The following is a 9,934-nucleotide window of genomic DNA, read 5'->3' as shown; positions in this document are numbered from 1 at the left end:
CGCCACCCACATGACGCTGCTCGCGGAGAACAACGAGGGCTGGGACAACCTCAGCAAGCTCGTTTCCAAGGGAAATCTCGAAGGCCTCTACTACGGCAAACCCCGCGTGGACCGCGACACGCTGCGGCAATATTCCAAGGGTATCATCTGCCTCACCGGCTGCATTTCCGGCCCGGTCAACGAGTGGCTGCGCGCCGGCGACGAGGAAAAGGCCCGCGAGACGCTCGGCGAAATCGTGGACATTTACGGCAAGGAAAACACCTACGTCGAGATCCACAACCACGGCCTCGAACCGCAGCGACTGGTCACCCCTTCCCTGCTGAAATTCGCCAGGGAAATGGACCTCAAGGTCGTCGCCGCGAACGACGTGCATTTCCTCAACAAGTTCGATCACGAGGCGCACGACGTGATGATCTGCATCGGCACCGGAAACCTGGTGATCGATGAAAACCGGATGCACTACTCGCCGGAAGTCTATTTCAAAACCGCCGAGCAGATGCGCGAGATCTTCGCCGACGTGCCAGGCGCATGCGACGCAACGCTGGAAATCGCCGAACGCTGCAATGTCTCTATCAAGCTCGATTCTACCAGCTCGGAGAAATACCCGCAGTTCGGCACGCCCGACGGCAGCCCGCGCGAGGAATACCTGATGAAGGTCTGCCGCGACGGCTTGGTGAAGCGCTACGGCGCGGAAAAGGCGGCGAGCGCGGAAATCGCCGACCGGCTGAAATACGAGGTCGATACGATCAACCAGTTAGGATTCGCATCCTACTTCCTCATCACCGCCGACTTCATCCAGTGGGCGCGCGACAACGACATCCCGGTCGGCCCCGGCCGGGGCTCGGCGGCTGGCTCGCTGGCGTCGTATGCCATGGGCATCACCGACATCTGCCCGATGCGCTTCGGCCTGTTGTTCGAGCGGTTCCTCAACCCGGAACGCGTCAGCCCGCCCGACGTCGATATCGACTTCTGTCAGAGCCGCCGCGTCGAGGTCATCGCCTACGTGCGGAAGAAATACGGCGAGCGCAGCGTTTCGCACATCATCACCTACGGCAAGTTAGGCGCGAAGAGCGTGCTGCGCGACGTCTGCCGCGTCATGGGAATTTCCTACGGCGAGGGCGACCGCATCGCCAAGATGATCGAGGCGAAACCCGACATCAAACTCAAGGACGAGTATGAATCGAAGCCCGAGCTGAAAGAGCTCATCGAGAGCAGCACCACCTACCAGCAGCTTTGGAGCTACGCGACCAAGCTCGAAGGGCTTGCTAGAAACGTCGGCGTCCACGCGGCCGGCGTGGTGATCGGCGACCGCCCGCTCGACGAACACGTTCCGCTCACCCGCGGAAACGAAGGCGAAGTCGTCACCCAGTATGACATGAAGGCCATCACCGATGTCGGCCTTCTCAAGATGGACTTCCTCGGACTGAAGAACCTCACCGTCATTCAGGAAGCGGTGCAGCACATCCGCAAGCACACGCCGGATTTCGCGATCGAGACGGTTTCGCTGGAGGACTGGAAAACCTTCGAGCTCCTCAACCGCGGCGAGACGATGGGCGTGTTCCAGCTGGAATCCGGCGGCATGGTCGAGACCTGCCGCAAGTATGCCATCGAGAAGATCGACGACATCATCGACCTTCTCGCCGTCTATCGCCCGGGAGCCATGCAGTTCATCGACCAGATGCTGGACGTGAAAAAAGGCCGCACCCGCGCGATGTACGAGCACCCGCTGTTGGAAAGCGTCTGCGGCGACACCTTCGGCGTCATGATCTATCAGGAACAGGTCCAGAACGCCGCCAAGGTGCTCGCCGGTTACTCGCTCGGCGGCGCCGACCTTCTGCGCCGCGCGATGGGCAAGAAGGACCCGGTCGAGATGGAGAAACAGCGCGCCAAATTCGTCGAAGGCGCGGAGAAGACCAACAACATCGGCAAGAAGCTCGCCGACCAGATCTTCGACAAGATCGCGATGTTCGCCGGATACGGCTTCAACAAATCCCACTCCGCCTGCTACGGCCACATTTCCTACTGGACCGCCTATCTGAAGGCGAACCACCCGGTCGAGTTCATGGCAGCGCTGCTTTCCAACGAAATCCACAACACCGACAAGATCGGCGTCTTCGTCTCCGAATGCCACCGCATGGGACTGGAAATCCTGCCGCCGGATCTCAACGCCTCGCAACTCCGCTTCTCTCCCGAGACCCTGCTCAACGGCTCGAAAGGCGTGCGCTACGGTCTCGCCGCCATCAAGAACTGCGGCGAGGGAGCGATGGCCATCGCCATCGAGGACCGCAATAAAAACGGCGCGTTCACCTCGCTCGACGACTTCGCCTCGCGCCTCGATTCCAAGGTCGTCAACAAGCGCATTCTCGAAAACCTCGCCAAAGCCGGCGCGCTCGACTGGACCGGAGAAACCCGCGCCGGGATGTGCGCCCGGCTCGAACAAGTCGTCGCCTCCGCCTCGTCCGCCCAGCGCGACCGCGCGTCCGGGCAGGTCTCGATGTTCGACTCCATGGAGTTCTCCGCCCCGGCGAAAACGAAATCCAGCCGCTCCTCCGTGCCGACCGTGGAGGAATGGAGCAAGGACGAGCGCCTCGCCCACGAGAAGGAACTGCTAGGCTTCTACGTCACCGGCCACCCGCTCGACAAGTTCCGCAGCGTCATCGACTCCAACAAGTACCGCAGGCTCGGACTCATCGACGACCTCGATCTATCCAATGCCCGCGAGCGCTTCCCCTTCGCCGGCATGGTCCGCTCGCTGGATGCGAAGATGACGAAGACCGGCAAACCCTTCGGCGTGCTCATCCTGGAGGATTTCACCGGCAGTTGCGAGATCATGCTGTGGGGGGAAACCTTCGTCCCCGCCCGCGACGCCGGACTGCTGGACCCCGGCAAAATCATCCGGCTGAAAGGCAACATCCAGATGGACGACCGCACCGGCGGCCGCCGCATCACCGGCTACGAACTCTCCGAGCTCAAGCCCAAGCGGGTCGCGGCCAACAACAAAGGCCCGCTCGAACTCATGCTCTGGACGACGCGCCACAGCGAGCGCGACCTCATCGAGATCAAGCTCGCCCTCGCCAACCATCCCGGAGCCACGCCGGTGCTGCTCCATTTCCAAAACAGCGCCGGCCGCCGCGTCACCGTCGCCGCCGGGGAGTCGTTCAACATCAGGCGCAACGAAGAGTTAGAAGAATCGCTGGGACGGTGGCTGGAAGAGTGATAGAGCCGGCGGACGATGTTTGAGTAGGGACTTGATGAGAATCAGCCGCGATCAAATGTTCTGAATATGAGCCGCGGGCGGCAGAAGGTGGTCGAGGGGTTCCGCAGCCACCAGTGGAACCTGATCGTCCTGCTGGCCCACGACGAGTCGGTCCTTGACCTTGCCTCGGCCAATCCGCTGCGCGCCTATGCGGTGGCGGCTTGGCGAGTCGCCGTAAAAACGAGCTAGTCAAGCTAGATTTCCCGTGCTAAGGATCGCTTATGGAAACCACGTGGCCTCTGCAAGATGCTAAAAACCGGCTCAGCGAACTGCTTGAGACCGTGCTCAAGCACGGTGCGCAAACGATCACCCGGCATGGAAAGCCAATTGCGGTGGTTGTTTCCGCAGAGACCTACGCCCGGCTTCAGCCTCAGGAAAAACTCGCGGATATCCTTCGGGATTGCCCGGTGAAGGGGTGGAAAATCGAGCGCGACAGCAGTCCCGCCCGTGACATCAGTTTTCAGTAATCGGCCATGTCTTACCTCGTTGACACCAACGTCCTCTGCGAATCATCCAAGCCAAAGCCAGACGCTTCCGTGCTTCAATGGCTTGCGGATCACGATGCGGAACTCGCCATTTCCAGCCTTTCGCTCGGCGAGATGCTCAAAGGGATCCATCTGATGGACCGGGGCAAGCGCCGACAAGAAATCGAACAATGGTATCAGCGCATCGAGCGGTGGGCGGCCGGGCGCATTCTTCCCGTGGACTTCGCCGTGAGCCACACCTGGGCCGTGTTCTACGCCAAGCATCAGCGCGCGGGCCGCAAACTTCCCGCGATGGACAGCCTCATCGCCGCTACCGCCCTCCAGCACCAACTCACCCTTGTCACCCGCAATACCGAGGACTTTCCCGAGGATGTACCGATCCTGAATCCGTGGACGCCATGACGGGGTTGCTTGTTCCGCCGTCGATTTTCAGACGGATGACTTGTCAGGGATTCCGTGAAGATGAGTGCAACAAAACATTGGAGCAATAAATCATTCAGGAAAAGAAGGACCATGAGTCTTTCCGCTGCGAGGACACCGTAACCATCGGCAAGAACCGCCGGGGAGGCTGTCACGTCTTCAGGGGCTGGAAGTTCCGCCCGCAGTTATTCCAATGCAGCACCGCCTCCACATTCGGCCGGCCCCGCAAGCTTGAAGCGGCATCCTTCTCCCCGCTCCGCTCCCTTCACTGCGTTCGTCCCTCACTTGGCCACTTCGTTCCGTCTTGCCCGCCATAGCCTGCGGCGACGGAGGGTCGCTCCGCTGCTGCTGGCTTTAGGGAACTGAACTGCGGGCGACACGAAAACCGAGGCCGTCGCCGGAGTAGGACGGGTAGACGTAGTCGCGGTGCACGACGCGGCAGGCGAACGCGCCATCGTCCCAAGCGCCGCCCCGACCCACCCGGTCCGCGCCCAAGCTCACACCCCTTGGATCGGTCGGTGTGCCAGTGTCGTAGGTTCCATACCAATCCCAGCACCACTGCCAGACATTGCCCGCCATATCGTTTAACCCATAGCCGTTCGCCGCAAAACTTCCCACCGGCGAGGTGTAGGGCTCCGAGCCTGTGGCATAGGTAGGGTGATAAATATTCACCGCTCCGCTCAAATCATAGCTGTAGCTAGAAGACGCGTAATAATTTGCCTGGCTATGGCTGATCATGTCGCCCCACGGGAAACGCTTGCCGCTCAAGCCGCCGCGCGCGGCTTTTTCCCACTCCGCCTCAGTCGGCAGGCGGTAGCCGTTGGCGGCCCATTTGACCTGCGCGTTGGTCACATTCACATCCCCCGTCTTGTAAACCGTCGTCTGCGCGTCGTTGGTGTAATACACCGGCGTCAGCCCCTCCTGCTGGCTGCGGGCGTTGCACCACTTCACCATCTGGTACCACGTAATACTCTGCACCGGATGATTGCTGGCCTTGCCCGCGCCGGCCTCGAGATCGCTGTAGCCGTTGCTGATGGCCCACGTCCGCACCGTGTCCCAATCCGCCTTGGTCACCAGATTCTGCGCCATGTAAAACGCGCTGACGGTCACCGTGTGGGTGGGGGCATTCGAATCACCATCCAGCGCATCGCCCATGGTGAAGACACCCGCCGGGATCAGCGCGAAGCCGGTGGGAGCGGCGGGGGCATTGACGACCGTCAAAACAAAGGTGTCGCTCGCAGTCAAAGAACCATCGCTCACCGTCACCGTGATCGTCGCCGTGCCGCTCTGACCGATGGCTGGGGTCACTGTGACCGTGCGGCTTGCTCCGCTGCCGCCGAAGACAATGTTGGCATTGGGAACTAGAGTCGTATTGCTGCTGCTACCGCTGAGCGTGAGGGAGGACTCCACGGTCTGTGCATCGCCAATCGTGAAGGCGAGTGCTCCCGTATTACCACCTGCGTTGATGCTTTGTGCCGCGATATCGGAGATCGTCGGCGCGGTGTTGGCCTGCACCGTGACGGTGACCGAGCTGGATTGAATTTCGCCAAACGCGTTGGAAATTTTAACCCAATACTTCGTGGTCACCGCGAGTGCCGGGGTGGTGAAGGTGGGTGAATTGGTTCCTACGGGGGCAGTGGTCGCGCCGAGGTTGCCCCGATACCACTGGTAGGTGAAATGCGCGGAACCCGTGGCGCTGACCGTAAGCGTGGCGGTGCTGCCTGCTACTATCGACTGCGAAGTGGGTTGGCTGCCAATCGTGGGTGGGCGGTTGATGGTCACCGCTACGGTCTCAGAATTGATGCTGCCGGCAACATTGGTGACCTTCACCCAGTAGGAAGTATCCTCAGTAAGAGCGCCTGTGTTGTAGGTCTGCGAGGTGGCGTCTTGGATTGCCTGTGAGGTGTCTCCACTCTGCCCCAGATACCACTGGTAGGTCAGCCCCTCACCTTGCGAATCCACCGTGAAGGTCACCGACTCACCTTCCTCAATGCCAGTGGTGGCTGGCGGTGGGTTGGATATCGTTGGAGACTCCAGCAGGCGCACTTTCATCCGATAAAACTGCTGCGAGCCCGAAGTCGGCACCAGGAGCTTGCCTGAGCCGCTGATCATCTCGGGTGTGATCGTGACACTTTCCCAAACATTGAGGGTTGAGGATTTTTCCAATTCCAATTCGCTGACACTCTGGGCAGTGAGAGGAGAGACGAGCGACGCAATCGCGAGCCACAGGGGTAAGGGGGAAAGTAGTGTTTTCATCCAATAAAAGGCTTTTGATGGGGTTTTGTGGGAATTCTTGTAGCAAGTGGCCGGGGGCGGCAAAGCTTTTCCGGTGAAAAGCACAGATTTTCACTGTCAGATTCTTGGGATGTCACGCCCGCCGCCCCAACTCAAAGCTCGAAAAACTCCGCGTCAAACCTCGCCATGACGTAAGGGAACGGCGGCTCTGGGGTCGGTCCCCGCAGCAGAACAAATGCGCCATTTTTGATGGCAAAATGTTACACTGCGGGGACCGACCCCAAAGAATGTTACACTGCGGGGACCGACCCCAAAGAGGGATTCGCCGGTCCGGCGAGCGGGCCGCGGATTTCCTTCCAGCGGGTGATGGAACGCTTCAAGTGTTCATGGGGTGCGCCGGGGACTTGGAAGCATTGCAGGCCGACCGGCCCCTTGTAGCCCACGGCATCAAGGGATTTGAGAAAACCGGGGACGTCGAAATTTCCTTCGTCGAGCGGGCGGATCAATTCGCGCCAGGCACCCTTGCGATCCGCGCCGTTGATGGAGACGTAGAAGAGATGGGGGGCGCAGGCTTCTACGATGGCATCCATGCGGTCCGCGTTGCCGGCGATGAGTTCGTGGCAGAGGTTGATCGTGAGGCCGACATTCGGGCGATCCACCTGCTTGACGATGCGCAGCGCCTCGTCGGCTGTTTGGACGAAGTAGTCCAAGTGCGGGTAGAGGACGACCCGCACTCCGGAGGCGGCGGCCAGATCGGCGATGTCCCGGACGACGCGGACGGCGGCGGTGTCGTCGGGAGCCTTGCCGCGCAGGGTAAGCCAAAGATCCACGCCGGTGCCCTTGAGTTGAGGGATGGCATCCTTCAAACCCGCTTCGTAGGCATCCGGCTTGTCCACGTCAGAGTGGACGTAGAGGTTGAAGATTTTCAGCCCCTTTTCATCGAACGCCTTTTTTCGAGCGGCGAAATTTCCGGTGCCGGTGTAGCCGATGCCGTCGTAGCCGAGTTCTTTCAGGAGTGCGGCCTGCTCGGCGGGCGACTTTCCGCCGAGCCCGTTGTCGAAGGCGAAGAAGGGATTCGCCATTGCGGCGGCGGTGGCAACGAGGCTGGTGGCGAGGATGGCAAGAGCGCGTCTGGCAAGAGTTCTTGAAGGATGGTGGTTCATTTTGTTGGATTGGTGGGAATCAGGATACCATTGGCAACCGTCAGGGGGGGCAACTCGGCAACTGCCAGGGGTCGCGGCGCGGGCGGTCCATCAGCGCGATCGCTTCGGCATCGCCCGTGAATCGTTCGGCCACCGGGTCCCACTTGAGTTTCCGTCCGAGTTTGATCGCGAGGTTGGCGAGGTGGCAGACCGTGCTGATTCGGTGGCCGATATCGACCGGGAAATACGGATCCTTGCGGGAGCGGACACATTGCAGGAAGTCATCGTGCTCGCCGGCTGGATTGGTGTAGAGATGGATGTCCTGCGGTCCGATGACCGAGTTGAGGATTTTATCCGAGCTGGCTTCCAACGGACCTCGCCAGCCGGTATTGCCGACCCAGCCGTCGCTGCCGATGAACTTGATGCTCGGGTTTCCCGGTTTGCAGGTCATGAGGACGCCATTCTCGTAGCGGAAGGTGACATCGTAGTCCTTGACGGTGTTGAAGAGGCCACCGCTCCAATAAGTTCCGGTGCCCTCGACTTCCACTGGACCGCTGAGTTCGGTGTCATTGGCCCATTGCGCGGTATCGAAGAGGTGGGTCCCCCAATCGCAGATGATGCCGCCCGAGTAGTCCTCGATCCAACGGAAGTTGTAATGGATGCGGTCTCTGGTGTAGGGTGCCTGCGGTGCCGGGCCTAACCACATTTCATAGTCGAGGTGCTCCGGCACCGGTTGCGGGGTGGGGTCACCTGGTTGTCCGGGCTGTTTCGGCAAAATGACTTCGATGCGCTGGAGTTTCCCGATGCGCCCGTTGCGGACGAGTTCGGCCATGCGGTGGTAAACGGGAATCGAGCGGTCTTCGGTGCTGGTTTGGAACACCTTCTTGAGCTTGCGGGTGCAATCGACGAGGGCCTTGCCTTCGTTGATGGTCAGGGTGGGCTTTTCGCATTGCACGTCCTTGCCGGCGAGCATGGCCATCATGCTGATCTGCGTGTGCCAGTGGTCCGGGGTGGAAATCATCACCGCGTCGATGTCATCGCGGGCGATCAACTCGCGGAAATCGGGGAACGACTTGCAGTCCGTGTTGCCGTAGCGGCGGTTGATGAATTGGGCGGCGCGTTGCATACGCTGGCGGTCCACGTCGCAGACGGCGACGACTTGTGCGTCCTTGTGCGCGAGATAGGGCGGCAGGTTCCAATCGAATCCATGCTGGCCGATGCCGATGAAACCGACGCGGATGCGCTCCGAGGGTGCCGTATTGCCCTCGCGCCCGAGCACCGAGGACGGCACGATCTGAGGCGCGGCGATGAAGGCGCCGGTGGCAGCGGCCTTGCGGATGAAACTTCGGCGGGATAGGGGAGGGGTTGTATTCATGAACGATGCGGACTCTGGGTCATTTTCCGAACTCTGGCTTGTATTGGCAGCGCGTGTTTGTGTATTTTTGGCGCATGGACCCACTCCAACTGCGGCAGGATTTTTTCGCGAAGATGGATTGGCACGGCACCTTCGGGCTTCTGCTCGACCTGTTGCCGGACGTGGCCTTTTTCATGAAGGATCTGGAAGGGCGATTCGTCATGCACAACCGGCGTGCCTGTGAGTTCTGCAGTGCCGCCACGGAAGAGGAAACGCTTGGAAAAACCGACTTCGACTTCTGGCCGCCCGACCGTGCGCGGAGCTATGTGGAGGGCGACCGGCGCGTGATGGCCACCGGGCAGCCGATTCTCAATGCCATCGCTGCCGCGCCGGAGGAGGCGGGTTCGGAAAACCTGATTCTCTACAGCAAAGTGCCGGTGCGCGACCGGGATGGCAAGATCATCGGCTTGGCGGGCATTTACCGCGAACTGGACAAAAAGGGTGCGGTGCCAGGTGCCTACGGGCGCATGGGCGAAGCGCTTCACACCATGCACAAGCGGCATGCCGAGAATTTGCAAATAGCCGACCTGGCGGCGGCCGGTTCCCTGTCGAAAAGCCAGTTCAACCGGAAATTCCAACGGATGTTCGGCACCACTCCGCACGAATACCTGCTGCGGGTGCGCACCAACGCCGCCTGCCGCCTGCTGGAAACCACCGATCTAACCATCACCGCGATCGCGCTCGAAACCGGTTTTTTCGACCACAGCCATTTTAGCCGCATTTTCCGCCGGATCATGAGCGTCACCCCTGGAGCCTACCGACACCAGCACGCTCCCGAAAGCGCCAGCGGATCATTGCGGGGATTTCCGAAGGAGGGCATCACCCCCGCAGGCCGGTGAGCTGCATCAGGCGGTTGGTCTGGTTGTAGGCCTCCTCCACCCACTCGACGATGCGTGCGGGATCACCCCCCATTTCCCCGCCCTCCAGTCTACGCCGCCTACTTCGCTGAAGCTACGAAGGCCAAGAAGGCTTCCTCCTTCGC

8 protein-coding genes are annotated in these 9,934 nt (G+C 60.7%); 5 read left to right on the top strand and 3 right to left on the bottom strand.

The genetic code is table 11. From position 1 onward, the window contains the following. The 4 genes from dnaE to AC4DF4_RS16475 form a co-directional block, all read left to right on the top strand. Window positions 1-3,217: DNA polymerase III subunit alpha (gene dnaE, locus AC4DF4_RS16490; protein ID WP_490049205.1), on the top strand; the 3,217-nt coding region annotated here is incomplete at its 5' end. A 66-nt stretch (window positions 3,218-3,283) separates the two neighbouring features. After that, complete coding sequence (locus AC4DF4_RS16485; protein ID WP_490049204.1) at window positions 3,284-3,445, top strand: hypothetical protein; 162 nt, start codon at window positions 3,284-3,286, stop codon at window positions 3,443-3,445. Window positions 3,446-3,477: 32 nt separating this feature from the next. After that, the gene (locus tag AC4DF4_RS16480) at window positions 3,478-3,723 is read left to right on the top strand and encodes a type II toxin-antitoxin system Phd/YefM family antitoxin (RefSeq protein WP_490049203.1); all 246 of its coding nucleotides are present in this window, start codon (window positions 3,478-3,480) and stop codon (window positions 3,721-3,723) included. A 6-nt stretch (window positions 3,724-3,729) separates the two neighbouring features. Beyond that, complete coding sequence (locus tag AC4DF4_RS16475; RefSeq protein ID WP_490049202.1) at window positions 3,730-4,143, top strand: type II toxin-antitoxin system VapC family toxin; 414 nt, start codon at window positions 3,730-3,732, stop codon at window positions 4,141-4,143. Between the two features lie 372 nt (window positions 4,144-4,515). On the opposite strand, the gene AC4DF4_RS16470 is transcribed toward AC4DF4_RS16475, so the two are convergent. The 3 genes from AC4DF4_RS16470 to AC4DF4_RS16460 all read right to left on the bottom strand — a co-directional run bounded on the left by AC4DF4_RS16470 (window position 4,516) and on the right by AC4DF4_RS16460 (window position 8,913). Then, entirely contained in the window at window positions 4,516-6,417 is a 1,902-nt protein-coding gene (locus tag AC4DF4_RS16470) for a formylglycine-generating enzyme family protein (RefSeq protein WP_490049201.1), read from the bottom strand. A gap of 269 nt (window positions 6,418-6,686) precedes the next feature. Beyond that, window positions 6,687-7,559 (bottom strand): sugar phosphate isomerase/epimerase family protein, encoded by an 873-nt coding sequence (locus tag AC4DF4_RS16465; RefSeq protein ID WP_490049200.1) that lies wholly within the window; start codon window positions 7,557-7,559, stop codon window positions 6,687-6,689. Window positions 7,560-7,599: 40 nt separating this feature from the next. Further along, window positions 7,600-8,913: a Gfo/Idh/MocA family protein gene (locus AC4DF4_RS16460; protein ID WP_490049199.1), complete on the bottom strand. Its 1,314-nt coding sequence runs from the start codon at window positions 8,911-8,913 to the stop codon at window positions 7,600-7,602. A gap of 74 nt (window positions 8,914-8,987) precedes the next feature. Between AC4DF4_RS16460 and AC4DF4_RS16455 the strand changes: the two genes are divergently transcribed. After that, window positions 8,988-9,791 carry a PAS domain-containing protein gene (locus tag AC4DF4_RS16455; protein WP_490049198.1) on the top strand — a complete coding sequence of 268 codons (804 nt, stop codon included), beginning with the start codon at window positions 8,988-8,990 and terminating at the stop codon, window positions 9,789-9,791. Window positions 9,792-9,934 lie beyond the last annotated feature (143 nt).

This window comes from Luteolibacter sp., assembly GCF_058122085.1.
This window is presented reverse-complemented; position numbering and strand designations above follow the sequence as displayed.